General features: G+C 41.6%; 28 protein-coding genes. 15 read left to right on the top strand and 13 right to left on the bottom strand.

The features are described 5' to 3' along the window. Positions 1-7: 7 nt before the first annotated feature. The 8 genes from AC6JA8_RS07990 to AC6JA8_RS08025 form a co-directional block, all read right to left on the bottom strand. Positions 8-397: a hypothetical protein gene (locus AC6JA8_RS07990; protein ID WP_497976593.1), complete on the bottom strand. Its 390-nt coding sequence runs from the start codon at positions 395-397 to the stop codon at positions 8-10. A 13-nt stretch (positions 398-410) separates the two neighbouring features. Further along, the gene (locus AC6JA8_RS07995) at positions 411-701 is read right to left on the bottom strand and encodes a hypothetical protein (RefSeq protein WP_142409597.1); all 291 of its coding nucleotides are present in this window, start codon (positions 699-701) and stop codon (positions 411-413) included. A 91-nt stretch (positions 702-792) separates the two neighbouring features. Beyond that, complete coding sequence (locus AC6JA8_RS08000) at positions 793-1887, bottom strand: SprT-like domain-containing protein (RefSeq protein WP_497976594.1); 1095 nt, start codon at positions 1885-1887, stop codon at positions 793-795. 143 nt (positions 1888-2030) lie between these two features. Beyond that, positions 2031-3236 carry an SPM autocatalytic domain-containing protein gene (locus AC6JA8_RS08005; protein WP_497976595.1) on the bottom strand — a complete coding sequence of 402 codons (1206 nt, stop codon included), beginning with the start codon at positions 3234-3236 and terminating at the stop codon, positions 2031-2033. A gap of 190 nt (positions 3237-3426) precedes the next feature. After that, positions 3427-3705: a hypothetical protein gene (locus AC6JA8_RS08010; RefSeq protein ID WP_497976596.1), complete on the bottom strand. Its 279-nt coding sequence runs from the start codon at positions 3703-3705 to the stop codon at positions 3427-3429. A gap of 268 nt (positions 3706-3973) precedes the next feature. Next, a complete protein-coding gene (locus tag AC6JA8_RS08015) occupies positions 3974-4723 on the bottom strand; it encodes a succinate dehydrogenase/fumarate reductase iron-sulfur subunit (protein WP_497976876.1) in 750 nt (249 codons plus the stop codon). Between the two features lie 123 nt (positions 4724-4846). Beyond that, positions 4847-6784, bottom strand: a complete 1938-nt coding sequence (locus AC6JA8_RS08020; protein ID WP_497976597.1) for a fumarate reductase/succinate dehydrogenase flavoprotein subunit — start codon at positions 6782-6784, stop codon at positions 4847-4849. Position 6785: 1 nt separating this feature from the next. Next, complete coding sequence (locus AC6JA8_RS08025; RefSeq protein WP_102243314.1) at positions 6786-7460, bottom strand: succinate dehydrogenase cytochrome b subunit; 675 nt, start codon at positions 7458-7460, stop codon at positions 6786-6788. Positions 7461-7659: 199 nt separating this feature from the next. Between AC6JA8_RS08025 and AC6JA8_RS08030 the strand changes: the two genes are divergently transcribed. The 8 genes from AC6JA8_RS08030 to AC6JA8_RS08065 all read left to right on the top strand — a co-directional run bounded on the left by AC6JA8_RS08030 (position 7660) and on the right by AC6JA8_RS08065 (position 13866). Beyond that, the gene (locus AC6JA8_RS08030; protein ID WP_142409590.1) at positions 7660-8103 is read left to right on the top strand and encodes an ATP-dependent zinc protease family protein; all 444 of its coding nucleotides are present in this window, start codon (positions 7660-7662) and stop codon (positions 8101-8103) included. Then, the gene (gene rimK, locus AC6JA8_RS08035) at positions 8100-9002 is read left to right on the top strand and encodes a 30S ribosomal protein S6--L-glutamate ligase (protein WP_497976598.1); all 903 of its coding nucleotides are present in this window, start codon (positions 8100-8102) and stop codon (positions 9000-9002) included. Before AC6JA8_RS08030 ends, rimK begins: the two co-directional genes overlap by 4 nt. Before the next feature lie 11 nt (positions 9003-9013). Next, positions 9014-9247, top strand: coding sequence for a hypothetical protein (locus AC6JA8_RS08040; protein ID WP_497976599.1), 234 nt, complete (start codon positions 9014-9016; stop codon positions 9245-9247). A gap of 65 nt (positions 9248-9312) precedes the next feature. Further along, on the top strand, positions 9313-10857 hold the full coding sequence (locus AC6JA8_RS08045; protein WP_497976600.1) for an ATP-binding protein: 1545 nt from the start codon (positions 9313-9315) through the stop codon (positions 10855-10857). Next, positions 10854-11537 (top strand): response regulator transcription factor, encoded by a 684-nt coding sequence (locus tag AC6JA8_RS08050; RefSeq protein ID WP_102243319.1) that lies wholly within the window; start codon positions 10854-10856, stop codon positions 11535-11537. Before AC6JA8_RS08045 ends, AC6JA8_RS08050 begins: the two co-directional genes overlap by 4 nt. Before the next feature lie 71 nt (positions 11538-11608). Then, complete coding sequence (locus AC6JA8_RS08055) at positions 11609-12409, top strand: DsbA family protein (protein ID WP_497976601.1); 801 nt, start codon at positions 11609-11611, stop codon at positions 12407-12409. Between the two features lie 450 nt (positions 12410-12859). Then, positions 12860-13309, top strand: a complete 450-nt coding sequence (locus tag AC6JA8_RS08060; protein WP_497976602.1) for a hypothetical protein — start codon at positions 12860-12862, stop codon at positions 13307-13309. After that, the gene (locus tag AC6JA8_RS08065) at positions 13309-13866 is read left to right on the top strand and encodes a pentapeptide repeat-containing protein (protein ID WP_497976603.1); all 558 of its coding nucleotides are present in this window, start codon (positions 13309-13311) and stop codon (positions 13864-13866) included. The genes AC6JA8_RS08060 and AC6JA8_RS08065 overlap by 1 nt, the downstream gene beginning before the upstream one ends. On the opposite strand, the gene AC6JA8_RS08070 is transcribed toward AC6JA8_RS08065, so the two are convergent. Next, the gene (locus AC6JA8_RS08070; RefSeq protein ID WP_497976604.1) at positions 13863-15104 is read right to left on the bottom strand and encodes a sensor histidine kinase; all 1242 of its coding nucleotides are present in this window, start codon (positions 15102-15104) and stop codon (positions 13863-13865) included. The genes AC6JA8_RS08065 and AC6JA8_RS08070 overlap by 4 nt on opposite strands. Further along, positions 15104-16018, bottom strand: a complete 915-nt coding sequence (locus AC6JA8_RS08075) for an arginase family protein (RefSeq protein WP_497976605.1) — start codon at positions 16016-16018, stop codon at positions 15104-15106. Before AC6JA8_RS08075 ends, AC6JA8_RS08070 begins: the two co-directional genes overlap by 1 nt. A 37-nt stretch (positions 16019-16055) precedes the next feature. Between AC6JA8_RS08075 and AC6JA8_RS08080 the strand changes: the two genes are divergently transcribed. Continuing rightward, positions 16056-17528, top strand: coding sequence for a DUF4339 domain-containing protein (locus tag AC6JA8_RS08080; protein WP_142409586.1), 1473 nt, complete (start codon positions 16056-16058; stop codon positions 17526-17528). Here AC6JA8_RS08080 and AC6JA8_RS08085 read toward each other — a convergent pair whose 3' ends face one another. After that, on the bottom strand, positions 17529-18410 hold the full coding sequence (locus AC6JA8_RS08085; protein WP_497976606.1) for an MBL fold metallo-hydrolase: 882 nt from the start codon (positions 18408-18410) through the stop codon (positions 17529-17531). Positions 18411-18601: 191 nt separating this feature from the next. Between AC6JA8_RS08085 and sucC the strand changes: the two genes are divergently transcribed. The 4 genes from sucC to AC6JA8_RS08105 all read left to right on the top strand — a co-directional run bounded on the left by sucC (position 18602) and on the right by AC6JA8_RS08105 (position 21525). After that, positions 18602-19768 carry an ADP-forming succinate--CoA ligase subunit beta gene (gene sucC, locus AC6JA8_RS08090; protein ID WP_102243329.1) on the top strand — a complete coding sequence of 389 codons (1167 nt, stop codon included), beginning with the start codon at positions 18602-18604 and terminating at the stop codon, positions 19766-19768. Positions 19769-19770: 2 nt separating this feature from the next. After that, positions 19771-20670: a succinate--CoA ligase subunit alpha gene (gene sucD / locus AC6JA8_RS08095; protein ID WP_102243330.1), complete on the top strand. Its 900-nt coding sequence runs from the start codon at positions 19771-19773 to the stop codon at positions 20668-20670. A gap of 33 nt (positions 20671-20703) precedes the next feature. After that, positions 20704-21126 carry a nucleoside-diphosphate kinase gene (gene ndk / locus AC6JA8_RS08100; protein ID WP_102243331.1) on the top strand — a complete coding sequence of 141 codons (423 nt, stop codon included), beginning with the start codon at positions 20704-20706 and terminating at the stop codon, positions 21124-21126. Between the two features lie 147 nt (positions 21127-21273). Then, on the top strand, positions 21274-21525 hold the full coding sequence (locus AC6JA8_RS08105) for a TFIIB-type zinc ribbon-containing protein (protein WP_497976607.1): 252 nt from the start codon (positions 21274-21276) through the stop codon (positions 21523-21525). Between the two features lie 58 nt (positions 21526-21583). On the opposite strand, the gene AC6JA8_RS08110 is transcribed toward AC6JA8_RS08105, so the two are convergent. After that, the gene (locus AC6JA8_RS08110) at positions 21584-22033 is read right to left on the bottom strand and encodes a hypothetical protein (protein ID WP_142409582.1); all 450 of its coding nucleotides are present in this window, start codon (positions 22031-22033) and stop codon (positions 21584-21586) included. Positions 22034-22143: 110 nt separating this feature from the next. Here AC6JA8_RS08110 and AC6JA8_RS08115 point away from each other — a divergent pair, with 110 nt between their 5' ends. Continuing rightward, positions 22144-22554 (top strand): NUDIX hydrolase, encoded by a 411-nt coding sequence (locus AC6JA8_RS08115; RefSeq protein ID WP_497976608.1) that lies wholly within the window; start codon positions 22144-22146, stop codon positions 22552-22554. On the opposite strand, the gene AC6JA8_RS08120 is transcribed toward AC6JA8_RS08115, so the two are convergent. Next, positions 22551-23522 (bottom strand): hypothetical protein, encoded by a 972-nt coding sequence (locus tag AC6JA8_RS08120; RefSeq protein ID WP_497976609.1) that lies wholly within the window; start codon positions 23520-23522, stop codon positions 22551-22553. The two genes, AC6JA8_RS08115 and AC6JA8_RS08120, sit on opposite strands and share 4 nt — an antisense overlap. A 240-nt stretch (positions 23523-23762) precedes the next feature. On the opposite strand from AC6JA8_RS08120, the gene AC6JA8_RS08125 reads away from it, so the two are divergent. Then, positions 23763-24236: a CarD family transcriptional regulator gene (locus AC6JA8_RS08125; RefSeq protein WP_142409579.1), complete on the top strand. Its 474-nt coding sequence runs from the start codon at positions 23763-23765 to the stop codon at positions 24234-24236. Positions 24237-24290: the final 54 nt, after the last annotated feature.

Genomic DNA, 24290 nt, shown 5'->3' on the forward strand with positions numbered 1-24290 from the left:
GGAAGTTTTAATTTAAAATAGATTCAGCAGCTTCTTGTAAAATATCCAGCGCATCAGCTTCTGAAAGTTCAGCGTCAGTTTCTTTTAATTTTGCAACCGATGTTGCCAGAGATGCAGTCAAAGAACCACTCTGGTAATAATCCTGAAGATCATTTAGTAACATTTTGGCAGCTTCTCTTTTGCTCGCCTCAATTTCTTTTTTCGTTACACTCGCCAGTGTCGAGACACCAACCACCATACCAACTGCTGGCCCTGTCGTTGCATAAACTCCCAGGAAAATAGAGGCGCCAATATAACTCATTCCTAGAGCTTCGCCATGTTTTCTGACAAATTCTCCGGCCATTACTGAAGTCGAAAGAAGAGAAACAAGAAGGGTTGTCGTTAAGATTTTTTTCATAATGTCTCCGTTATTAGTAACAATCTTTTTTAGTAGCGCTGTATTGAGTAACTGCGGTAATTGTTGGAATGTCCTGGCACTCAGTGTCCGCCTGGTACATAACGTACTTGTACGGATTAAGTGTTCTGTTATCGATATTAATGGCAGCAAAGGTGTCTTTGATTAAAGGACATTTTAATTCTTTAGAGCGACCTAAGATTTTCAAGTAGGCCACAGGTGCACATTTAGTGATTAGTTTTTCATCTGAAATGGCGTGGGCCGCACTGGCAGATAAAAGAAGAGTTAAAACAAATAGTGCTTTCATAAGCTAAACCTCAAAAAATAGTTTGCTTAATTGTAGCTAAAAAAGGAGGGGAATTTTGGGGATTGAATAGATTCTACAGGGGTGTAAAAAGTTAAGACAGAAGTAGTGTTTTTCCCGATTTACCGGCCGAAATCCCCGGTTTAATCGAGAGGTTTCGACCCGACTCAATCCCAGCGGCATTGGCGCCTGAATGATGGGTGCCGGCGCTCATTGAAGAGTGTCCGATGCGTGAGTAGACAGTATGAAGTTTATGGGCCAGGTTTTTTTCAATTAAAGCGAGCTCAAAACTCTGCGCCGATTTTTTCTTCTGGTCTTCAATCTTTTCTACATAACCTTTAGAAACTCCACGCATGAAAGAGTTTTTAGCGGCAATGCTCTTAAAAGTAGGGTTTTTCTTTTTCACATCTTTCCACATCACTTCCAGTTCGTGGTCCAAGAAATGAGCGACGTACTCGGCCAGTTCAACACTGGTTTTATCACCGATAACTTCCAGGTAAAAAATCCCTCTGCCGTGGTTAAAAACGGGAGAGACGAAAAAGGTTTTTAGGATTTCATAGATCGCTACGTGTTTCGTTTGCTTGCGGGAAGCTTCCAAGACGCGTTTTACATAAACCGTCTCATCGTCTTTACTCTGAGTGCGGGTCATATCCAGGTTGTGCTCTAAAAGGAGCTGATTGGCCTTTAGAGTGGCAAGCTCTCTTTCGTGAGGATTGTCACTGCTGGATAAGGCAAGAAGCTTTTTTAGGCGCTCTAGTAGCTTTTGGGTTTTGAGGTCGCCCTCAATCTTATCGTTTTCAATTTGCACGTTAGAGTAGGCGCGCTCAACATCCTGGTCCCAGTTAAAACTGCGGCAGATGGCCTTGAACTCTTCACCGTGCATGACCTGCGGGCCATGAATGATATAGGCCCAAAAGTGGGCCAGCTCGTGGCGGATGACATTTTTTAAAACGCGGTCGTGGGCCGTGTACATAAGTTTTTTCGAAAGTCCCAGCTCATAGGTTCTCGAATCGAAATAACCTAGTCTCGAGTTATCTTCAAAAACGATGATGTTAAGAGGATAGAGGATGCCTTTATAGAGGACGCGACTGCGGTCCATTTTGAGCGACATTTCATTGTTTACAATATCGCGCACGTCTTCGCGGACGCGGGAGATGAAAGCTTTGATGGTGTCGGAGTATAAAAACATGGACACCATCATCTTTTAAGGAAGGTGATTAATCAATACTCAAAACGGCACAAGTTTTTGGGTTTAGGGAAGCAGTCATATTCGTGCTTTGGTTAATGTAAAATCAATAGTTTTCAATGCGTATGGTACCGCTGTCATAGAAATTAATTTTCTGTTTTGGATTTACTTATCCAGTCATAGGTAGGAAGAAATTCTCCTGATTCTAAGATAAGTCCATTCGGATTGTAATCGATGTCATCTTTGTGGTGCTTATACAATGTCGCAATCTTTTTTATTTTAAATGCATTTAAATTAAAAATTTCTTCTGGAGTACAGACTCCATCTTCATTTGCATCATTCCAAACAAAAATTCCCTCGAGCTCTTTTCCACTTAAATAATGGTCACGATTGTTATCCAATGAATCAAGAGCTTCGTATCCATTATTCCAAAAGATCCAAAAAGTAACATTTCCAAATAACTCTTTTCCAGAGGAGACCAGTTTCTTTTGAGATTTTCCTAGGAAAACGAGAAAAGCAGCATCTTTTTTTATCCATTGCCATTTTGTATGAGTATCCATTCCATCCATATTAAATTGAACATATAGATTTTCATTTTTTAAATCTTTATAACTTGTTTTTTTATTAATCGGGAAAATTATTGGTGTCATGAAAGCAAGCTCAGTAGAGTCATTCGATATAGAAGCTATTTTCTTTAAAATGACATTGTCTGTATGAGTTTCTTTTAAAAGCGGACGTAGATAATGAATTGTTTCTTTGATTAATGGATATCCTTTAATAGCTCCTTTGTAGAAAAAACGATCAAAAGGTGAAAAATCCCATTTCCTCTTTAGTAAAAGGGGAGCATCTTTAATTTTTATGAGTATTAAAAAACTATCTATAAAGCTAGGATTAAGCGGTTTTATGTCGTCAATAATAGACATAAAATCAGTGCGAGCGAGATCAATTTTCTGCAGTTGAAGATAGACCCAGCCTCTTCCTAAGATATATTGATAATTTTTTGGATCGGTTGATAAGATTTGATTGTACTGGGATAGTGACTTCTCGTAATAATCAACTTCAGTAGCACTTTTTTTCTGTCCATCAAACATTGGATTAACACTTTCAGGCTTACCATAAATGGCATCAGATAAAGGGTTATCTGTTTTTGCCGTCTGAATTGTAGTCATTGTGGCGGCCAATCCATAGGCGCGTGCTAATTGAAATTTAGTCTCTATATTCGATGGATTTTCTTTTTCTTTTTTTTCTAAATTTTGAATGATTTGCTGAATAGGTATTTCAGATTTTTTTACTTCAACATATTTGGCATGAGCATTGATTGTTATAAGCAACGTATAAAAAAAAACCTTCATATAATTCCTTGAAAATAGTGATTTTATTCTTACAGGAATTGCGTATGAGGTCTAGCTCAAATTTTTGAAAGCCTTACAAAGGCTTCTAGTAGTCCCAGTCCATTGTCATTAAAACGAAATAGTATAAGCGAAAGCTTTGATGGTGTCGGAGTATAAAAACATGGACACCATCATCTTTTAAGGAAGGTGATTAATCAATACTCAAAACGGCACAAGTTTTTGGGTTTAGGGACACCGTCATATTGGTTTTCTGTCCGCCTTCAAAATCAACGATTTCCACCATGTGATACACAACTTTATCCTGTTGAACCGGTTTAAACTTAGCTCTTAGGGAGAAGCCTGTTCCTGGATTTTCGTGTTGGTAAAGTTCTGCTGCCGCTGAATGGGCCTCTATTTTACATGGGGCCTGGTCCTTGGCAAAAGCACCGAAAGAAAGAGTTAAAACAAGAAATGCGATGGCCATTTTCATACAGGTCTCCAGATTGATTTGGTTTTATTCATGGTAGGGGATTTCGTGATTTAAATCCCTAAACTGAGAAAAAAAGTGAGGGGTGTGAAAAATTTAGACGGCCAGGGCCTCAGGCACTCATTGCAAATCGTCAGTATAAAAAAGGCCCCTTTTCGGGGCCTTTATGTTTTTGAAGTTCATCGGTTGGTAACTCGAACTCTTAAAAACCGAAGACGGCTTTTATTCCATTCTGCAGAATCAAAACAGTCCATAGGACTGTTTTGTCGAGTTACTTTCTAGCAGCGAAAATTCCTTGAACAACACCACGGTTCATACGTGCGATGTTATCAAGCTTAATTCCTTTCGGACATTGAGCTTCACACTCAGCTTCGTTCGTACAGTTACCGAATCCAAGCTCGTCCATTTTTTCTACCATAGCTAAAGCGCGAGACTCAGCTTCAACTTGACCTTGCGGAAGAAGAGCAAGTTGAGAAACTTTTGCAGCAACGAAAAGCATCGCTGAAGCGTTTTTACAGCTCGCAACACAGGCACCACAACCGATACAAGCGGCAGCGTCCATCGCTAGTTCTGCTTCTTCGTGACCGATTAGGATTGAGTTTCCATCTGGAGCGTTTCCAGTGTTGATATTAACGTATCCACCAGCGGCCATGATTTGATCGAAAGCTGATCTATCAACCATAAGATCTTTAACAACCGGGAAGGCCTTTGCTCTCCATGGTTCGATAACGATCTCATCACCGTTTTTGAATTTTCTCATGTGTAACTGACAAGTTGTGACTCCACCTTGTGGTCCGTGTGCTTGTCCGTTGATCATAAGAGAACACATTCCACAAATACCTTCGCGGCAGTCGTGGTCGAATGCGATCTGGTCACCTTTTTCGCGAACCAGTTTGTTGTTAAGGATGTCTAGCATTTCCAAGAATGACATATCAGGAGAGACGCCATCCAGGTTATAGTCGACCATTTGTCCTTTATCTTTGCTATTTTTTTGTCTCCAGATTTTAAGCTTTAGAGACATTGTTTCTGTGCTATTTCCACCCATATTAAGGTCCTTGTTTGTGGAACTCTAAATAAAGAGTTCATTTCTTTTACATTTTCATGCGGAGTAAAAATGCTCCAGTGGAGCATTTTTTCCACAAACTTACTTGTAAGATCTCTGAGTTAACTTAACATTTTCGAACTTCAGTTCTTCAATGTGACGAAGTGGTTCTACGCCGTCGCCTTGGTATTCCCAAGCGGCAACGTGACAGTAGTTTTCGTCATCGCGTTTTGCTTCACCTTCTTCAGTTTGAGACTCTTCTCTAAAGTGTCCACCACATGATTCTGGTCTCATTAGAGCATCAAGGGCCATTAGCTCCCCAAGCTCTAAGAAGTCAGCAACGCGACCAGCTTTCTCAAGCTCAGTGTTAACGTCAACGTTTGATCCAGTTACTTTTACATCTTTCCAGAATCTCTCGCGGATGCTTCTGATTTGATCAATGGCCTTCTTTAGACCTTGCTCATTTCTTGCCATACCAACGTGGTCCCACATAACTTTTCCAAGCTCTTTGTGGAAATCATCAACTGTCTTTGTTCCGTTGATTGCCAGAAGTCTGTCATATTTTTCTTTTGAATTCTTTAACGCTTTTTCAAATTCAGGGTGAGATGTCTCAAGTTTTTCGAATTTGTTTGAAGCGAAGTAATCACCGATCGTGTACGGGATAACGAAGTACCCGTCAGCTAGACCTTGCATTAGTGCTGAAGCCCCAAGGCGGTTTGCTCCGTGGTCAGAGAAGTTTGCTTCTCCAAGAACGAATAGACCTTCGATGTTTGACATAAGGTTATAGTCAACCCATAGACCACCCATTGTGTAGTGGATAGCAGGGTAGATCATCATTGGAGTTTGGTACGGGTCTTGATCTGTAATTTGTTGGTACATATCAAAAAGGTTTCCGTATTTTTCTCTGATTTTATCGATACCATCGCGCTTAATTGCCGAAGAGAAATCCAGGTAAACGGCAAGACCTGTGGCCCCGACACCAAAACCAGCATCGCACATATTCTTCGCGTTTCTTGAAGCTACGTCACGAGGAACAAGGTTACCAAACGATGGATAAATTCTCTCTAGGTAGTAGTCTCTTTCTTCTTCTGGAATATCCTGTGGCTTTCTTGTGTCGCCTTTTTTCTTTGGAACCCAAACGCGTCCATCGTTACGAAGAGACTCAGACATTAGAGTCAGCTTCGATTGGTGATCGCCTGAAACCGGGATACAAGTAGGGTGAATTTGCGTGAAACATGGGTTTCCGAAATAAGCACCTTTTTTGTAAGCGCGGAATGCTGCTGAAGCGTTTGAAGCCTTAGCATTTGTTGAAAGGTAGAACACGTTTCCGTATCCACCAGTTGCCAAGATAACAGCGTCGGCCATGTGGCGTTCGAACTCACCAGTCACAAGGTTTCTTGTGATGATACCGCGAGCTTTACCGTTAACGATAACTAGCTCAACCATTTCACGGCGAGTAAGTGATTTTACTTTTCCGTTATTCACTTCTTTCATCATTGCAGAGTATGCACCTAAAAGAAGCTGTTGCCCTGTTTGTCCACGGGCATAGAAAGTTCTTGATACTTGAGATCCACCAAAAGATCTGTTTGAAAGAGTTCCACCGTATTCACGAGCAAATGGTACACCTTGAGCAACACACTGATCGATGATGTTGTTGGCGACTTCAGCAAGACGGTGAACGTTTGCTTCGCGTGCGCGGTAGTCTCCACCTTTTACAGTGTCGTAGAATAGGCGGTAAACAGAGTCCCCGTCGTTTGGATAGTTTTTAGCAGCGTTGATACCACCTTGAGCGGCAATCGAGTGAGCGCGTCTTGGTGAATCCTGGATACAGAAAGTTGTTACATGGTATCCTAATTCGGCCAGAGAAGCAGCTGCCGACCCACCAGCAAGACCAGTTCCAACGATGATAACAGAGTACTTTCTCTTGTTAGCAGGGTTGACGATCTTCATGTGGAATTTATGGTTTTTCCATTTCTCAGAAATGGCACCAGCAGGAACTTTCCCGTCTAGTTTTTTAATTTTATCAGCTGGAGTTGTCATATTAGTGTGCTCCTTGGAAATAACAGAAAATTGAAAGCGCTGAGAATCCTACAGAAACAAGGATACCGAAGGCCCAGGCTGCGCATTTTAGTTTTGGCATATACTTAGGGTGGTTTAATCCCAGAGACTGGAACGCTGACCAGAAACCGTGGCTGACGTGGATACCTAAGCTCGTCACACACACAATGTAGAAAAGAACGTGAAGAGGATTTTGGAAATACTCAATCGTCGTTCTGTACATGTCTCTCATCACTACACCATGAACTTCAGTTTCATAGTGAGAACCGAATTTCAGATTGATTAAGTGAAGGATTAAAAAGATCAGAGTGATGATACCTGTAAAAGGCATCGTGCTCGATGCAAACGTAGCCCCCCGGCCTGAATGTTTTCTCGAGTGGTACTGGATGGGTCTTGCCGCTTTGTTTTCAAGAACAAGCTTAATGGCCATGACAGTGTGGACGATGAAAAGAAGACCAAGACCAGCTTCCGCTAAGTAGATAAGCGGGTTGCTTGTTAACGTGTACGAGTACTTGTTAAAAGCGTCGCTTCCAACAACGAGAAGAACGTTGCCGAGTAAGTGAGATAAAACGAAACCGCAAAGAAGGAGACCCGTTACACCCATAATCTGTTTTTTAGTTACAGAGTTGAGGTACGAGCACGAACATTTAGAACTCATAGGTAAGTGCCCCTTGGAAAAAATCGTTATCAAAATAATGTGAGTTGTCCAAAAGGATTTTACTCCAGTGGAAACGAATGGTTAAGCAGAATATGGACTTTTTTAAATAGGTTAATTTTAGCCTTGTTTTACTTTAAAAAAGTCACTATTTTTTGATCAGATGCTGTGGCACTATTAGGTAAGTTTTATTTGAGGAAATATGAAAGATACAGATATGCAATTTGTGGGATGGCGAGAAGTTGTTAGTCTTCCCAAATTTAAGTTAAAAGACTTGCGAGCAAAAATTGATACAGGTGCTAAGACATCGGCCCTGCACGCAGACAGCATTGAATTCATCAACATTAACGGTAAGAAATACGTCAAGTTTCTCTTTATTACTGAAGATGGCAAGCATCATTATATAAAGTCGCCTTTTATTGAAGAGCGCGCGATTAAAAGCTCTAACGGTGACAAGACGATTAGGCCTGTCGTGAAGACAGAAATCAAAATGGGCAAAGAGCGTTTTGAAATCGAAGTGACGTTAATTAACCGCGACCTGATGGGTTTTAAAATGCTCATTGGACGTGAGGCCTTAAATGGCAGATTCCTGATTAATCCGGCCAAACACAATATGCTCAAATCTAAAAAGGAAAAAGCACAATGAAAATTGGTATTCTCTCAAGGAACTCGGGGCTGTATTCAACGAAGAGATTAGTAGAGGCCGCTAAAGCGCGCGGACACGAAGTCGAAGTCATCGATACACTTAAGTGTTATATGGATATTACTTCCACTAAACCCATGGTTCACTACCAAAGCCGAGCACTTGATGATTTCAATGCCATCATTCCCCGTATTGGCGCGTCAATTACTTTTTATGGTTGTGCTGTTATCCGTCAATTTGAAATGATGGGTGTGTTCTCATTAAATGAAAGTGTGGCCATTACTAGAAGCCGCGACAAGCTTCGCTCTCTACAACTTTTATCGAGAAAAGGATTAGGCCTTCCGGTTACAGGATTTGCTCACTCGACAAAAATGACTCAGGAACTCATCAAGCTTGTTGGTGGTGCACCTCTGGTTGTGAAGCTTTTAGAAGGGACACAAGGAAAGGGAGTGGTGCTTGCTGAAACAGAATCGGCAGCAGAGTCGGTTATTGATGCCTTCAGGGAAATGGACGCTAACATTTTAGTTCAAGAGTTTATTAAAGAGGCCAAAGGAAGCGACATCCGTTGTTTCGTTGTTGGTGATGAAGTCGTGGCCTCGATGATGAGGACAGCAAAGCCGGGTGAGTTTAGAAGTAATCTTCACCGCGGAGGAACAGCTAAGATTATCGAGATCACTGAAGAAGAAAGAAAAGCAGCACTCGATGCAACCAAGGCCCTAGGTCTTAACCTTGCCGGTGTGGATATGCTAAGGTCATCGCGCGGACCACTTATTATGGAAGTCAACTCATCTCCAGGTCTAAATGGAATTGAGACAGCGACAGGAAAAGATGTTGCTGGAATGATTATCGAATATCTTGAGCGCATGGATAAGAGTTCGACTGAGACCAAAGGAAACGGCTAAGGAAGATACCAGTGCAAATTACAGAGTTTCCCGCAGAGTATTTCATTAAATTAGAGGGCCAGGAATTTCTTCTTGGTCGTTTATCTATTAATAAAATGAACAGTAGTTTTTGGGTTGAAGTGGATATTGTTCAAAAAGAATCGAAGAAGATTTTTGCCCATGTAGGCAACCTTTATAACGTTGCAGACCTCGATGAAGCGATAACCTCCTCTGTTCAGATGTTATCTAAATATGTGAAGCCTTGATTTATTGACTTTGGGCCCACATTCCCTTAACAAACGGGCCAGGTATGATGTTATAATCATCCTCAATGAGAATGTACGTCCTCCTTATATTTACCGCCATCTTTCTGTCTTTTCAGGCGGCCTATTACGCTATCAATCTCCAGAAAAAAAGCATTGCAGGGCCAGCAGAGATTCAAGAGATTCAGGGTTATAAAAAAGAGTTTGAACTCACTAAAAAGCCCGTGCTTGAAATCGACTTAAGTGCGATGTATCCGTCGCGCAGATACGCTCAGCTTCTTCAACCGGTAAACGCCTTTTCTCGCGAAGGCAACAACACGAAGACGTATTTTTCTAGACCTTGTCGATCAACCAGCGATTTCATGAGTAAGCTCTACCAAAGTAAGAGCGAGACGTGGGAAGATTTCCGTTGCAATAAAATTAGTGAACTTCCGGAGCAGTTTTTTGAAACGCCACCTCTTATTCATGAAAGTGGTGTGAGTTATGCTTACCTGGCCTTTTTGTCGGGGCGCGAGCCTTTTTATACGCCAGATTGGGTGAGGTCGAATTTAAATTTATTTCATGCTTATGAATTAGAAGAGCTTCCGGCGCGAAGCCTGGAAGGGAATTTTAAAATTCTTTCAAATTTAAAGAAGCCAGACCTGGAGCTTCTAGTTAAGGGCGAAAGTTATATTGTTACTGATCATTACTTTTTAGTGAGAAACCGCCAGGATTTAAACGTTACTTATAAAATTTTTCCTCGTTCAGAGCTAGACAGCTATCTTAAAGAGAAAATTTATTTCCTTCACACATATGAGGAAGGAGAAGCTTGCTATTATAAAGAAGGGCGTTTTTGCTGGGAAAAAGATGACCGCACGTTGATTGCAGTGTTGATGCAGTCATCGATCATTCTTTTTGTTGGCTCTATCATCGTTTTAGTTTTAATTGCCGTTATTCTTTATAAAAAGATTAAGCAGCAAAGCTTTGAAGAAGAAAGAAAAAAGCATGCACTTCGCGTTCTGACCCATGAGTTAAGAACTCCAATCGCGAACCTGATGCTTTTAGTAGAAAGCATCAATAAAGAAAGCGACACTATCCCTGCCAATGTTTTGGAAGACTTTTTAAAAGTCGAAGGAGAAGTTTACCGCTTAAAACGCCTGGCCGAAAAAAGCACGAGTTATCTTCAAACCCATGACGGGCAGTCATTGGTCTTTATTAATTTAACTCCAGTGCCTTCGATTAATGAATTAATGGAGAGTATGCTCGCTGATTACGAAGAAAAAGGCGTTAAGGTGATTCTTCCAGCAGTTGACCGCTCGTTTTCATTAGATGTCTACTGGTTTGGTATTTGCGTGAAAAACCTTCTGGAAAATGCGCTTTATCATGGGCAAGGCCCAGTTGTGGTAAGATTAGAGACGACGGAAGAGGCACTAACATTATCAGTGAGCGATTCGGGACATTGTCCTTATAAAAGTTTAGATGAACTTCTCTCTGCCGATCGCAGTAAAAAGCCAAGCGCAGGTCTGGGTCTTGGAATGAGTATCGTGCAGAAGATTATGAGAGAGATGGACGGAAGACTCTCATACAACCAGACCCCCACAACGTTTTCGCTTTTTTTAAGGAATAAAAAATGAAACAGGTTCTCATTATTGAAGACGATGAAAATTTAGGGAAGTCGCTTAAGAAGATTCTCGAAGATGAAGGACTTGTGGCCCATTTAGCTCCGACACTAAAAGAAGCGCGCGAACTCACCAGTGATTCACTGGATGTGATTGTCTTGGATTGGATGCTGCCGGATGGACAGGGGATTGATTTCCTCCGTGAATTGCGCGCGAAAAACGCTTCTATTCCTGTCATTATGTTAACAGCGAGAACAGATCTCATTGATAAAGTCCTGGGCCTGGAGACTGGGGCCAGCGATTATATGACGAAACCTTTTGAGTCCCGCGAACTGGTCGCGCGCGTTCGCGTGCAGTTGCGTGAAAAGCTTGCTCCTAAAGAAAAAGACGAGCGCATTGTGATGGGGAAACTCATTATCAATTCGGCCGATAAAGAAGTTCTTTTTGACGGCAAACGCGTGACCATGACAAAGATGGAGTATGAACTTCTAAAACTTCTGGCCGAAAATCCTCGCCAGACTTTTTCGCGTGAGAATCTGCTTGATAAAGTATGGGGTTATGAAAATTACCCAACCACCCGGACTGTCGACACTCACGTTTTACAAATCAGACAAAAAACGTCTGATGAAGTGATTGAGACGGTAAGAGGGCTTGGTTACCGCTTAGGAACCATCTCCAATGTCAATTCGAATTGACAATCATTTTACCAAGAACTGACGCAAGAATTTAGTCCTCTGCTACGATGAGATTACCATCAGGAGGACCTATGAATAAATTCACTTACACAATCGCGCTTCTTTCTACGGCATTTTTAATGAGCTGTACTACGTCTGAGAAGGACATGAAGGAGAAGCTGGCTAAAGTCTTAAAAGAGAACCCTAGTATCTTGACTGAAGCAATCGAAAAACACCCCGCCGAATTTATAACGGCCCTCCAAAACGCAGCTAAAAATGCTCAGGAAGCCATGGCCAAAAACCGTGAAGCCGATGAGAAGAAACAGCTAGAAGAATCATTCAATAACCCCCTGGTGGCAGAAATCAGAAGTGATGAGGCGATCCTTGGTCCCAAGGACGCCATCATCACACTGGTGGAGTATTCTGATTTTGAATGCCCGTTTTGTTCACGTGGAAACACAACGGTTAATGAGTTGATGAAAAAGTACCAAGGAAAGATTCGTTTCGTGTATAAACACTTACCACTTTCTTTCCATGAGCAAGCGATGATTTCAGCGCAATACTTCGAGGCCATTCGTCTGCAAAATAATGACAAGGCCTTCAAGTTCCACGACGAAGTTTTCGCCAACCAAGGCAAACTTAAAGAAGGAACTGCTTTCTTAGATTCTGCAGCTAAGAAGGTGGGAGCGGATATGACTAAACTTAAAAAAGATTTACATTCTGACGCTGTTAAAAACAGAATTGCAGCAGACGTCGCAGAAGCAGGGAAATTTGGAATGCAGGGGACTCCTGGCTTCCTATTAAATGGGGTGCCAGTTAGAGGGGCGTACCCTACAGAATACTTTGTTTCGCTAATCGACGAGCTTCAAAAACGCGGCAAAATTAAAATCTAAGAAGACATTCTAGGATTGGTGTGGTCTTGAGAATTCGAGACCACACTAAACTTAGAGTTCCATTCCTCCTTCCAACTTTCCGTCAAAACCCCAACCGTGTAAGATCCAGTAAGAGTACTCCGTCATTTTAATGACTTACTAAAGTGATTTATCGTCAAATTAGTGACTTACACAATGTAAGTTTAGTTACGATATATCAATGAGTTACCTTCCTTATCCACACTATTAGGCACTCTAATAGGCCTTTTAAAACTTGGCACGGCTCCTGCAATATGTATTAGTGTGTGTGTGGAGAATCTATTAAAAGGATTTTTTTAGACCTCCTGTGAATGTCTCTCAAAAAGCCCATTGCTGAAATATGCACTGGGCTTTTTTGTTTTAGCCCACTTCTTTTATAATCATCATGACTTCTTTAACATTAGTCTTAAATACTCAGCCTGGATTTTTATCATGAAGAAACTCATTTGCTTAATCGCTTTATTATTTAGTACCACTCAAGTAATGGCCGAAGGAAATAACGGCGCAGGGATTGTTTTTGGTGATCCTTCAGGGCTTACCTTTCAACATAAGATCAACGCTCAACAGTTTACAGATTTTTATTTCGCTTACACTTGGGATAAAGAGTGGGTTTTTATTGGCGATTATAAATTTCACTTACCAAATCTTTTCCAAGGTTCCGTTCCCGTAGTTCCTTATGCAGGGATTGGTCTTTTCTTTAAAATTGAAGACAAAAAACACGATGATGATGTGGCCTTAGGCGCGCGTATCCCTCTGGGAGTTGACTGGCGAATTCCCAACTCACCAATTGTTCTTTTTGGAGAGCTGGTGCCGGCCCTGCGCTTGATTAAATCTACTGATGGTGATTTTCAGGCCGGTCTTGGTGGAAGGTTCTTCTTTTAATGAATGATTACTTTGAAGGGGAGACTTATAGCTCCTTTGATCCCAGTGTGGGTCGTGCCGAGTTTGTCGAGTGTCGTTTTCAGGGAGTGGATTTCACTGCCGTGAATATGAGTCACTTTAAATTCCTCGATTGTGAGTTCACCGATTGTAACTTCAGCAATATTTCTTTAAAGAGCACTCATATCAGAAGCGGCGTCTTTAAAAAATGTAAACTCATTGGTTTAAACTGGGTTGAAGCTTCCAATGCTTCAGGGTGCTCTTTCGCAGAATGTGTACTCGATTACAGCGTCTTTCAAGGCATGAGTCTTAAGGGTGCTGTCTTTAAAGAGTGCCGTCTGACGGAAGCGGATTTTTATGAAGCAGCTCTTATGAAGGCAGATTTCTCGGGCTCTCATTTAAAGGGAGCTGTTTTTAACCGCGCCAATATATCTGAGGCCGATTTTCGAGGGGCCAAAGAGTATTTCATCGATGTGCGCGAGACGACAGTAAAAAAAGCGAAATTCAGTGTGCCAGAAGCGCTTTCACTTTTGAGCTCTTTAGATATTGTGATTGATTAGGCCAGAGAATGCGGCAGTCTTAAAATAAAGTGTGTCTGCTTTTCTTCTGGCATAAAACTCAAACTTCCTCCATGGGCCTTGGCCACACCATGGGCCACGCTGAGCCCCAATCCTAAATTTTTATCGGCCTCTTTTGTGGTAAAAAAAGGCTCCATCATCTTGCCAATATCCTCAGGCCTGATCCCTATGCCATTGTCGATGACATGAATGACGTAGTCGTGTTGTTCCCTGACGAGTTCGATTTTTATTTCAGGTGAAGAAGTATTTTTTGTGGCCTCAAAAGCATTGGTGCAAAGATTAAAAATGGCCTGCACGATTTGATTGCTTTTACATTTTAACATTGGCGTATCTGCTAAAGGAGTAAAGTGCACCAGTGTTTCAGTGTGCTTAAACTTCTGATGGCAAAGAGAAATGGCGGCTTCAATCAGTTCGTTCATGTTATGGGAACGGTTTTCTTGAAGGTGACCATCAATCGAGAAATCTTTCAGAGCGCTTGTGAGCTTGTTGATTCGAATCACCATGCGCGAGATCTTGTCGGCCAGTTTATCGAATTTTTCTTTATCCTCGCTGGATGCAAGAGGAATTCTCTCCATTTGCTCCATTGAGACTTTTATAATGGCCAGAGGGTTGTTGATCTCGTGAGCAACACCGCCGGCCATTTCACCTAAGGCCGTCATCTTGGATTGCTCTATCAGGTTTTTAGTTAATTTAAGAACTTCTTGCTTGTAATGAGCATTAGAATGAACGGCAACTCCAATGATGGCAAAAGAGGCCAGATTGGCCGCATGAAAATGCAGCAATTCTAAAGGCGTCAAAGGCGATATTGCACTAAGAAGAAGCGGGCCGCCTAAAGCTAATGAGGCATGCAGTAAATAATTGTCCCAGGTCATAGCAGTGGAGCAAATAATTGAGGCCAAAACAAAGTAAGACCAGCAGTGGAAAGTAGACCAGTGATTGAGTTGTAACAAGTATAAGTAAAAAAGAATGAAGCCAATAGTGCAAAGGCGCAGGAGAGAACGGCCCCATTTGAGCGGCTCTTTAAGAAAAAAAGTGGCCACAAGAAAAGTGAGCGCTGCCACACTAATGGCCAGGCGTCCACGGATGTCATCAATATAGGATGAATTCAGCGCGGTCATCAGGTAATAGAAAAGCATACTGCAAATGGCAGAGCTAAAAAGAAAAATTCTTACCCTTCTTAAAGACTGAACTTCTTCAAGGTCATGGAGTACTCTAAGCATCAATGATCCATTATTTTATAAAGAAGACCGGCCAGTGCCCTTGCTCCTTTTTGAGAAAGGTTATCGTAAACAGGGTTGTATTCGTAAATACCAAAATGGCGTGTTCTAAGTACATCGAGTGAATAAGTCAGAAGCTCTTCAACAAAATGGTAGGGAAGACCACGGTGATTAACAGCACTCACTCCTTCCATCACTCCAGCATCAAGAGCATCGGCATCCAGGCTAAAGAGATAAAGGGCATCGCGGTCATAAGGAATCATGCGCTCAAAGAGTTTGCGGTTATTGGTAAAATTTTGAGTCAGGTTTTTTAAGTCATCATAAGTCGCTACGACTTCTTTTGCTCTACCTAGTTCATTCATGGTCGTTTTCGTATTGGCAAAATCGTGAATCCCAAGTTGAATCAATTCAAACTGCCCTTCAAACTCGTTGGCAAATTGCCTGAATGGAGTTCCCGAATTAACGAAAGTGTCGATGCGTGTATCCAGATGGGCGTCGATGTTGATGACTTTGATTTTTTTTGAAAGGGTGTTCATCGCCTTTAAAAGCGGGTAGACGTGGTCGTGTCCGCCGCCTAAATGAATGAACATTTTTGCCTGGGTATAACCAGACAAAGCAGTAGAGAGTGCTTTCGCGTATTCCGATTGAGCGTGCTCAAAACTTTCTTTCTCAAGCTCTGGATTGGCCATTTCAATATCAGACCAAGTCCCTTCATTATGCAGGGCCAATTTTTTGACAATACTAAGAATCGCTTCTGGAGCGTAGCCAGAGCCACGTCTGCCCATATTCCTGATGGTCCCGATGTCGGAAGATGATTTTAGAAAAAGGATGCTCGCTTCACTCGGTTTAGACTTTCCGGCAATCACGCGTTCCTGGTCGCGGGTGCTGGCGTTTAAGAGGATCGGATCTTTTTTCATGGGGCATCCTATAGTTTAGCGTTTACCAAAATTTAGTGTGAGTATATCATTAAAAGATCAAATGAATAAAGAATGGTTTATATTTAAAGGCACTCATCACCTCGGTCCATTTTCCCTGCAGGAAATGGAGGAGTTTGTTAGCGTTGGCGAGATCAACGCTCAGTCATTGGTATGGCGCGAAGGGGCCGAAAAATGGGAAGCATTGGGAAAGACCCGCGAGCTGCAGTTTTTAGTCAACAAAACAGCGCCACCTCCCGTTCCCTCTAAATCAACAACACCTCCGCCGGCCCCAAAGGCTGCCTTAGCGGATTTGCCAGACCTCCCTGATCTTCCAGATGATCTACCTCCGCCGATGCCAAAAGCGGCCAAGAGACCAGCTCCTGTTGAAATGGATGAGGATGAGCCGCCACCGATTCCTCTGGATGCGATTTTAAATCCGGATGGAAAAAAACGTGTCTTTAAAAAAGAAGAGAGCGATCGTTTTTCTATCACTGACCCTAAAGTGATTTTAGGGCTTATTGTTTCAATTTTTATTCTGGTTGTCGGATGGTTTTACACCAACGAGCAAAGTTCCGCGATTCAAATCAGGATCAAAGGGATGATGCCGGTTTATCTGGAAAAACTTCAGGAAGTGGCGACCCAAAAAACTCCTTCTTTTGCCATGACGATGGCGCTTTCTCTTGATGGAAAGACTCTTTACGCTTCTTCAAACAAAGAAGGTGAGATTGTTTCAATCATTAAAATGCAATCCCTGCCAAAGCGCACGCTGGGAACTGACGATGTGGAAATCATGGTTCGCGGAGTGATTCGCAATCACTTGGGTGAATTTTCGCGTATGCAGTTAACCAAAGGACCTCAGTTTGTTCCGGGTGAATACAATATCGATTTCACCGGAAGACGCATTCATTTCTTAAATAGAAAGTTCAGGTTTTTAAACGATATTAGTTTTTTTAAGAAACTTAATACAACTTTTACTTACCACACATCGGCCCTGATTTATGCAGGTACACCTCGTGAGTTTGAAACTAAGATTACTCAGTACCGCGAGCGCATCGTTGAAGAAAAAATGAAACCTTTTGCTGATAAGCTTGAGCGTTTTCAAACTTTCCAGTCGCTTTTAACTAAGACGATGGAAAATTACATCCTGACTCTGGAGAGTGTGAAGAGAGCAAAGGATATGGACGGATTTGAAAGAGGCTACATTAAAGAAGTCTCTCCCATTATTCAGTCATTAGTTGTGGCCGCGAATGAGAATTCAAAGAAGTTTGAAGGCGATGAAGAAGCTCCGAAGAATAAGATCGCTTCCTTTAAAACACAGATGATGATGGGAAAACAAATCGGTGAGCTTGCATCTGACATGATTGTAGAAACCAAAAAACTTAAGAAGTTTAATAGCGCCGAAAAAAATGCACTGAGAGCAAACTTTGAAGGGCGCTATAAAAATATCAAGTCGCAAATCGATGCCAACATCACGCTTTTATCAGCTGAAATAGATAAAATCAGCAATTAATTAAAGAATACTGTAGGCCGTTTTATCTGTGTAGTTGAGCTTCTGCCCACAAGTAAATTCGCCTCTTACATTCTTAATAACAGTCGATCCATAAAAGAGTGGATCGTGTTCAAAAATCATCGTCAGCCCTTTTTTCTCAATGAAATCCAGGAAAACTTTTTTATCTTCCGTCGTCACTCCCGGAGAAATGTCATAACCCATGACCCATGGAATGTGCACGTGGTTTGATGTCGGGATAAGATCGGCCATATAAATGATTTTGTCATCGTAGGCGTGAAGCAGGTAAGGCGTGTGTCCCATTGAGCATTTGAATTTCATTCCTGGAAAGATTTCTCCTTCCATTCCATCGACAAAGTGCACTTGGTTGTGGTCTTGATACCACTTAATGACTGGTTCAAAGTATTCAATCTGAAATGAGCCAGCGTCTCTGTCTGTTGGATGATGAGAGTATTCGTAGTGTTTTTTATGCAGGTGAACTGTGGCCTTTTTTAAAACGGGTTCGATTTTTCCATCCACCATTTTGCCAATTCCACCGACGTGGTCAAAGTGCAGGTGAGAGATAATTAAATCGGTGATGTCCTCTGGTTTTAAACCCGCCTCTTCTAAAGCAAGTTCCAGTGGCGAGGGTTTTCCCACGACTCCAAAGCGCTCATCCCATTTCTGGCCATGGTAATCGCCGATGCCGGTATCGATTAAAATATTTTTTCTTGAAGTCCCTGTGGCATCCTTAATAAGCACTAAACGAAGCGCTAATTCGATCCTGTTGAGCTCATCGGCCGGGTGAACTTTATTCCAAAGAGGCTTGGGGATAATCCCAAACATGGCCCCGCCATCCAGTTTAAAGCGCGCAGGTTCAAGAGAGAAATATTGTTTACTTTGCATATTGTTAAGCCTGTTTTTTGCCCAGAATGATCCCTAGGCAGTCCCTAGGGTAAAAAATTGTTCGCGATTTGGCATTTTTTTTCATCAATTTTTGCGATGTTCCTTTAAGGACTTATGCCTGACTATTATTATGATCGGCGTCTCATTTACTATTATCTTACACTTCACACAAACTCTTTAGAGGAGAATCTATGAACGTCCATGAGTATCAAGCAAAAGATTTGATGCGCAAATTTGGTATTAAAGTATTAAACGGAAAAACTGCTCAGTCAGTTGAAGACGCAGTTAAGGGAGCTGAAGCTCTTGGCGGAAAAGTTTGGGTTGTTAAAGCTCAAATCCACGCTGGTGGTAGAGGTAAAGCTGGTGGAGTAAAAGTTGCTAAGTCATTAGACGAAGTCAAAAAATACGCGACAGACATCCTTCACTCAACACTTGTGACTCACCAAACAGGTCCAGAAGGAAAAAAAGTAAACACTCTTCTAATTGAAGAAGGCTGTAACATCGCTAAGGAATTCTACCTTGGGATCGTTCTAGACAGAAACACTTCTAAAGTAACATTCATGGCCTCAAAAGAAGGTGGAGTGGAGATTGAAGAAGTCGCTCACAAAAACCCAGAAGCTATCGTAAAAGTTCCGGTTGAACCAGGAGCTGGATACCAGCCGTACATTGGAAGAATTCTTTCAAATGCACTTGGATTAGATGCTGCTCAAGCAAAAGAAGCAGACGCTTTCTACAAAGGTCTATACAAACTTTACACTGAATCAGACTGCTCAATCGCAGAGATCAACCCTCTTGTATTAACAGCTGACAACACAATCATCGCACTAGACGCTAAACTTAACTTCGATGAAAACGCTATGTTCAGACACCCTGAAATCGCGGCCTACAGAGACTTAACTGAAGAATCAGCTAAAGAAGTTGAAGCTTCAAAATACGGCCTTTCTTATATCGAACTTGATGGAAACATCGGGTGCCTGGTAAACGGAGCAGGTCTTGCGATGGCAACTCTAGACATCGTAAAACTCCACGGTGGAAACGCTGCGAACTTCCTGGACGTAGGTGGTGGAGCAACGAAAGAAGCTGTAGAGCAAGCTTTCAGAATCATCCTTTCTGATCCAAACGTAAAAGCAATCCTTGTTAACATCTTCGGAGGAATCATGAAGTGTGACATTATTGCTGAAGGTGTAGTAGCGGCAGCTCGCGCTGTTTCTCTAAACGTTCCTCTTGTTGTTCGTCTTGAAGGAACAAACGTAGAGCTTGGAAAGAAAATCTTAAATGAATCAGGTCTAGCAATCACATCTGCTAACGACCTAGGGGACGCAGCTAAGAAAGTAGTAGCTGCTGCAAAAGGAGCATAACCATGGCCATCATGATTGATAAAAATACACGTCTGATCACAATCGGTATTACTGGTAAACAAGGAACTTTCCACACTAAACAATCTGAAGCCTACGGGACAAAAGTTGTTGGTGGGGTTACACCTGGAAAAGGTGGAACAGTTCACGAAGGATGGCCGGTATTCAACACTGTAAAAGAAGCTGTTAAAAAAACAGAAGCTAACGCTGCAATGGTTTTCGTACCACCTCCGTTTGCTGCTGACGCTATCTTAGAGTGTATCGAAGCAAAACTTCCTATCATCATCACAATCACTGAAGGGATTCCTATTCTAGATATGGTTAAAGTAAAAGACGCCCTATCAAGAAACCCAGAAGTTCGTTTAGTCGGCCCGAACTGCCCAGGTGTTATCACTCCAGGTCAGTGTAAAATCGGAATCATGCCAGGACACATCCACCTTCCAGGAAGAATCGGGATCATCTCTCGTTCTGGAACACTTACTTACGAAGCCGTTGGACAGCTAACAGCTCGTGGTATTGGTCAATCAACATGTGTTGGTATCGGAGGGGATCCTGTAAACGGTACAAACTTTATTGACGTTTTAGAGATGTTCAATAAAGATCCGGACACAGATGGTGTTATCATGATCGGGGAAATCGGAGGCTCAGCTGAAACTGACGCTGCTAGATGGATCCAAAAGAACATGAAAAAGCCAGTTGTTGGATTTATTGCTGGTGCAGCTGCTCCAAAAGGAAAGAGAATGGGTCACGCAGGTGCTCTAATCTCTGGAGAAGACGATACAGCGGCAGCGAAATTCAAAGTTTTAGAAGAGTGTGGTATCACTGTGGCGAGAAGCCCTGCTGATCTTGCTTCTAAACTTGAAGAAGCAATGAAAGCAAAAAACGTAACAATTCGTAATTCATAATTTTAGTTGTTTTCTATAAAGGAGAAAAAACAAATGGAAAGAACATTTTCAATCATTAAGCCAAACGCAGTAGCTGACAACAACATCGGAAACGTAATTGCTCGTTTCGAAAAAGAAGGTCTTCGTATTGCTGCTCTAAAACTTACTCACCTTTCAAAAGAGAAAGCTGAAGGATTCTACATTGAACACAAAGAAAGACCATTCTTTGGTTCACTTGTTGGCTTCATGACTGAAGGACCAGTGGTTCTTATGGTTCTTGAAGGTGAAAACGCTGTAGAGAAAAACAGAAAAATCATGGGAGCAACTAACCCTGCTCAAGCTGAAGAAGGAACTCTTCGTAAGCTTTACGCTAAGTCAATCGAAGCGAACGCTGTTCACGGATCTGACTCTCTAGCATCTGCTGAAAGAGAAATTAACTACTTCTTCGACAAGAACGAAGTTAAAGCTAGATTCTAATTTATACTCAATAAATTAAAAATAAAGAAGGCCTGGTTTATCCAGGCCTTTTTTTATCCATCAAGATAAACGAAGAATCCCTTAGCTATTATCAATTTTTTTAAAGTTCAAACTCCGATTACTATAAGTGGATCAAGGAGCTTTTGAATGAAATGTCCAAACTGCACTGATTCTGTCTTGTCGATGACTGACCGCCAGGGAATTGAAATTGATTACTGTCCTAACTGCCGTGGGATCTGGTTGGATAGAGGAGAGCTGGATAAGCTAATTGAAAAATCCAGATCATCAGAGGAAACCCCTAGAGAAATGGCCCGTGAAAAGGTCAATGACGTGATTTATAAAACCGATTATTACAAACCAAAAAGAAAAAAATCATTATTAGAAGAGCTCTTTGATTAAAGAGTTCCCATAAGAAGGCGCGCGGGTCTTTTAGTGCCCAAAAGATTCGCGCGTTTTATTATTTTACAGTACAAGTTTCAATAATTTCATTTCTATCTACTAGAGCACAAGAAAATTTCTGCTTAATTGTCAGAGAGTTTTTTGTCACGATGACTGTTTGCTTATATGAAGTCAGAGGAATCATATCTCCGCAAACAGATCCACCAGGTCTTTTCCCTGTCGCAGTCGTGATGTAAGTCACTTCACCATTTTTCTCTGATCTTGAAGCTCCATCCAGGTGAGCTGTCGGAGTGAAATAAGAAACAGAGTCAATAACAACTGATCCTTCACCATATTGGCTTTCTTCGATTTTACAATCAGTACCAGTTTCAGCGGCCACTGATTTACCATTATAGATAGATGTGAACGTTCCTAAACGTCCGCTTAATTTTGCGATTTCAGCTGGAAGTTTAGCTTCTGCCGTTGAAAGAGTTAAAACTGTCAGGGCCATTAAAGATAATGCTTTCATAATGTGTCCTCCAAAAAGTTAAAGACTTTTTATCATGAATTGGGATGCTAAATAGGATGCATGTAAATTTTCGCTTGTTTTTAGTTTCATTTCCCCTCATGCTGGAAAGTATGAAGGAAAAAACAAAGGTCATTGCCTACATTTTTAGAAAGGCCGCAAGTGAAGTCCTGGTTTTTGACCATGCGGATTTTCCAGAGGCCGGCACTCAGGTGGTTGGTGGGACTTTGGAAGAAGGCGAGGATTTTAAAATCGCTCTTGCCCGCGAAGTCCTGGAAGAGTCGGGGCTGACCATTGATCCTTCTTCATTTATTAAAATTGGTGAAACGACCTACCATCGCAAAGATAAACCTGAAGTCAATTTCCGCCATTATTTTTCTTTCGCATCTGATGCTTTACCTGAGCGCTGGTCGCATATTGTAAAGAGTGATGGTGAGGATAATGGGATGATTTTTGATTTCTTTTGGCTCCCTATAGAGGAAGCCAAAAGAGTCTTGACCGGGAATTTCGGGGAGCTTCTCTAGTTCATACACTCTTCAAAAGTAGCGTATGTTTCGTTTGAAAGATTAAGAGTGTTGATATCAATTCTTTTAATTCCCTCATCACCTCTAGAGCAGATTTTATTGTTTTTCATTGTCTGGATTCTGGCATTACAGTCATTAAGAGATTCAAATGTGTAACCGTAGAATTCAGAGCGAGTTGAAGCTTTCATTAAAGCGTATTTTGTCCCAGCAGCAGTACAAGTCACATTGTTTTTAGGAGTTGAAAGAATCGCTCCATCTTGAGCAGACCACTTATCTGAAACTAAGAATTGCTTTAATTCAGTCGAGTTTGTTAAACCACTCCACGCCCATGTCTTAATACCATCTGTGAAATAGTTATTGTCCAGAGCGATTCTTCCTTCGCAGCTTGAAAGAACAAGTTGGTAGAAGTTTTTACTTTTCCCTTTAAAAACATCAAAAGGAACAGCTTTTCCATTGTAATCGTAGAAGGCCTTTTTATTTCCGTGTGAGCTCCAAAGAATAACTGATGTTTCTTCATCGCTTGCAGCTAGTCTTAAGTGCTCTGATGTGGCCTGAACATTGATCATGACACGGAACTTTAGTTTCGAGACGTAGTTCATGATGTAGTAGATAGCATCCCAATCGGTCTTTTGGATGGTTTCATCTTTTTGAGTGCTTCCCAGGCCAATAAAGATATAAAAGTTTTTATTCTTATAAAGGTGATCGTCTTTTAGACCAGATAGAATCACACTTCCTGAAGAGACTTCTTTAGAGACAACTTCAAAAATTTGATCAGGGTTTTCTGCCTGTTTTCTTTCCAGCTCTTCTTTAAAGCGGGCGATTTCTTCTGAGTTATTAACGTCGGCTTCCAGGGCAATTTGATTGTCTCTTAATGCTTGTGAGGCACTCTCTGTTTGAGTCGATTTTTGGGTTTCAATTTTACAGGCAGAAAAAAGGAGAACGAGAGCAATCATTAAAGCGTGTTTCACAAGAATATCCTCATAGTGGTTATGTGAAGCTATTTTGAGGCTAAATTGAGTGGGATGGGAGGGGGGCGAGTGATAAATTCATGGGTGTTTAAGGGTTAGACAGATTTTTTGACAGGGCGGTTTTTGGCCTTACCTCCAATTTTTCTAAAAAATAAGCCTTATATGTAGATATTACAGGGTTTATTGAAGCCCGAGCCTCGATGCGTTATGATCGGAGGGATTAATATTTTGGAGGTCTAAATGTTTTCAATTGGAGATTATGCAGTCTGCCCCGGACACGGTGTCGGCCAGATTTGCGACATTGAAGAAAGAGAAATGGGCGCTCAAAAGAAGACCTTCTACATCATCAAAATCCTAGCTAATGGGATGACGGTTATGGTTCCAACTGACAGTGAAACGGGTATCCGTGGGCTGGTCGGGGACTCTGAAGTAGAAGAAGTTTACAAGCTTTTAAAAGACCATGACATTAAAGTTGATAATTCAACTTGGAATCGCAGATACAGAGAGTACTCAGCTAAAATCAAGACTGGTTCAGTAGTCGAAATCGCTGAAGTTCTGCGCCAACTTTTCCTTCTAAAAGAGAAAAAGGCCCTAAGTTTTGGGGAAAAGAAAATGTTAGATCAGTGCCGTGAGTTACTGGCACAGGAATTCTCACTTTCAAACCAGAGTGATAAAAACTCTGTGAACGACAAAATTAATTCATATTTCCAATAGCGAAAAAGGCCCTTTTTGGGCCTTTTTTATGTTAGACTTTTAGGGTTACTAAAA

It is taken from the genome of Bacteriovorax sp. HI3 (genome assembly GCF_059738875.1).

Excerpts from the sequence above, each read along its gene's own strand:
- AC6JA8_RS07990 (WP_497976593.1), bottom strand. The coding sequence starts at position 397 with ATGAAAAAAATCTTAACGACAACCCTTCTTGTTTCTCTTCTTTCGACT.
- AC6JA8_RS07995 (WP_142409597.1), bottom strand. The coding sequence starts at position 701 with ATGAAAGCACTATTTGTTTTAACTCTTCTTTTATCTGCCAGTGCGGCC.
- AC6JA8_RS08000 (WP_497976594.1), bottom strand. The coding sequence starts at position 1,887 with ATGTTTTTATACTCCGACACCATCAAAGCTTTCATCTCCCGCGTCCGC.
- AC6JA8_RS08005 (WP_497976595.1), bottom strand. The coding sequence starts at position 3,236 with ATGAAGGTTTTTTTTTATACGTTGCTTATAACAATCAATGCTCATGCC.
- AC6JA8_RS08010 (WP_497976596.1), bottom strand. The coding sequence starts at position 3,705 with ATGAAAATGGCCATCGCATTTCTTGTTTTAACTCTTTCTTTCGGTGCT.
- AC6JA8_RS08015 (WP_497976876.1), bottom strand. The coding sequence starts at position 4,723 with ATGTCTCTAAAGCTTAAAATCTGGAGACAAAAAAATAGCAAAGATAAA.
- AC6JA8_RS08020 (WP_497976597.1), bottom strand. The coding sequence starts at position 6,784 with ATGACAACTCCAGCTGATAAAATTAAAAAACTAGACGGGAAAGTTCCT.
- AC6JA8_RS08025 (WP_102243314.1), bottom strand. The coding sequence starts at position 7,460 with ATGAGTTCTAAATGTTCGTGCTCGTACCTCAACTCTGTAACTAAAAAA.
- AC6JA8_RS08030 (WP_142409590.1), top strand. The coding sequence starts at position 7,660 with ATGAAAGATACAGATATGCAATTTGTGGGATGGCGAGAAGTTGTTAGT.
- rimK (WP_497976598.1), top strand. The coding sequence starts at position 8,100 with ATGAAAATTGGTATTCTCTCAAGGAACTCGGGGCTGTATTCAACGAAG.
- AC6JA8_RS08045 (WP_497976600.1), top strand. The coding sequence starts at position 9,313 with ATGAGAATGTACGTCCTCCTTATATTTACCGCCATCTTTCTGTCTTTT.
- AC6JA8_RS08050 (WP_102243319.1), top strand. The coding sequence starts at position 10,854 with ATGAAACAGGTTCTCATTATTGAAGACGATGAAAATTTAGGGAAGTCG.
- AC6JA8_RS08055 (WP_497976601.1), top strand. The coding sequence starts at position 11,609 with ATGAATAAATTCACTTACACAATCGCGCTTCTTTCTACGGCATTTTTA.
- AC6JA8_RS08060 (WP_497976602.1), top strand. The coding sequence starts at position 12,860 with ATGAAGAAACTCATTTGCTTAATCGCTTTATTATTTAGTACCACTCAA.
- AC6JA8_RS08065 (WP_497976603.1), top strand. The coding sequence starts at position 13,309 with ATGAATGATTACTTTGAAGGGGAGACTTATAGCTCCTTTGATCCCAGT.
- AC6JA8_RS08070 (WP_497976604.1), bottom strand. The coding sequence starts at position 15,104 with ATGCTTAGAGTACTCCATGACCTTGAAGAAGTTCAGTCTTTAAGAAGG.
- AC6JA8_RS08075 (WP_497976605.1), bottom strand. The coding sequence starts at position 16,018 with ATGAAAAAAGATCCGATCCTCTTAAACGCCAGCACCCGCGACCAGGAA.
- AC6JA8_RS08085 (WP_497976606.1), bottom strand. The coding sequence starts at position 18,410 with ATGCAAAGTAAACAATATTTCTCTCTTGAACCTGCGCGCTTTAAACTG.
- sucC (WP_102243329.1), top strand. The coding sequence starts at position 18,602 with ATGAACGTCCATGAGTATCAAGCAAAAGATTTGATGCGCAAATTTGGT.
- sucD (WP_102243330.1), top strand. The coding sequence starts at position 19,771 with ATGGCCATCATGATTGATAAAAATACACGTCTGATCACAATCGGTATT.
- ndk (WP_102243331.1), top strand. The coding sequence starts at position 20,704 with ATGGAAAGAACATTTTCAATCATTAAGCCAAACGCAGTAGCTGACAAC.
- AC6JA8_RS08105 (WP_497976607.1), top strand. The coding sequence starts at position 21,274 with ATGAAATGTCCAAACTGCACTGATTCTGTCTTGTCGATGACTGACCGC.
- AC6JA8_RS08110 (WP_142409582.1), bottom strand. The coding sequence starts at position 22,033 with ATGAAAGCATTATCTTTAATGGCCCTGACAGTTTTAACTCTTTCAACG.
- AC6JA8_RS08115 (WP_497976608.1), top strand. The coding sequence starts at position 22,144 with ATGAAGGAAAAAACAAAGGTCATTGCCTACATTTTTAGAAAGGCCGCA.
- AC6JA8_RS08125 (WP_142409579.1), top strand. The coding sequence starts at position 23,763 with ATGTTTTCAATTGGAGATTATGCAGTCTGCCCCGGACACGGTGTCGGC.